The following is a 976-nucleotide window of genomic DNA, read 5'->3' as shown; positions in this document are numbered from 1 at the left end:
TAGTGCGGTGTGGCATCCCCGGCCAGGACGGAAACCGTAAGACAGATCGGAGAAGGTCGGTTCGTAGTACGCCTCCAACAGCAGGCGGACCACCTCACCGACCAGCTTGTCCGACCACGGCGGCAGCCCCAGAGGCCTGGTCCTGCCGTTCTTCTTCGGAATGTGGATCCGCTTGACCGGGTTCCATCGGTAGCGCTCATGGCGAAGCGCTTCGATAATAGCGTCGATCTTGCGTAGTGACATCCCGTCCACGGTCTCCCCGGTGACCCCAGGCGTCATCGCTCCCTTGTTGGAGTAGAGGCGCCCGTAGGCCAGCAGATACAACTGCGGGTTGAACAACTGCCGATACAGCCTTTCCAACGGCAGACCGCGCCTGCCGCGCTCACGCAGGACACCCAGCACCGTTTCGGCGCTTTGCATTACGCAAACCTCCCGATCCTTGAGGTGTCCGATCACCTGGTCCCCTTCGCCCTGGTTCCGGCTCTCCCGGACTCCTCGGCCGGGCGTGACTCCGGCGACTACTACGGGACCTCCGTCGCCGTAGGACTCGCGTCCCGTAGGCGATCCCATGTTCGTCCTGGTTGTACGTGACAGCGTGACGTAGGCGTCCCACTTATTCCCTTAAATGCCCTCACTGGGCATCGCTCCGCACCCCGGAGGTTGCCCCGGCCATGGCACTAAACCGAGGCAGGGTGCGGCGTCGGCTTCGGGCGTAATTTCCGACGGATGCGACCTTCCATCTCCTGGGAATTGGGATTCAAGCAATCCAGCCTTCGCCATATCACACGGGTTCCACGGCGCACCGCCTCCAACGCCTGAGCACGGCCGCCGCTTCAATGGCATGCTGCTGTCCCCTTCACCTTTCGGATCCAGGTAAGCCATCGAACCCAGGAACCTCCCTCCGAGTCCCTCCCGGCTGGGCCGGGGATACAACCAGGCGCCTCATGGCGCACTACCAACGGTCCGCGACGTGCAG

At 63.1% G+C, this 976-nt stretch carries 1 pseudogene; it reads right to left on the bottom strand.

The window, feature by feature from the left end:
• Positions 1 to 420: pseudogene (locus FMEAI12_RS18405) on the bottom strand (reverse transcriptase domain-containing protein); the annotation flags it as partial.
• Positions 421 to 976: the final 556 nt, after the last annotated feature.

The organism is Parafrankia sp. Ea1.12 (genome assembly GCF_900465275.1).
In the GTDB taxonomy this organism is placed as follows: Bacteria; Actinomycetota; Actinomycetes; order Frankiales; family Frankiaceae; genus Parafrankia; species Parafrankia soli.
Note: the sequence above shows the minus strand (reverse complement) of the source record. Positions and strands in the feature narration are given on the sequence as shown.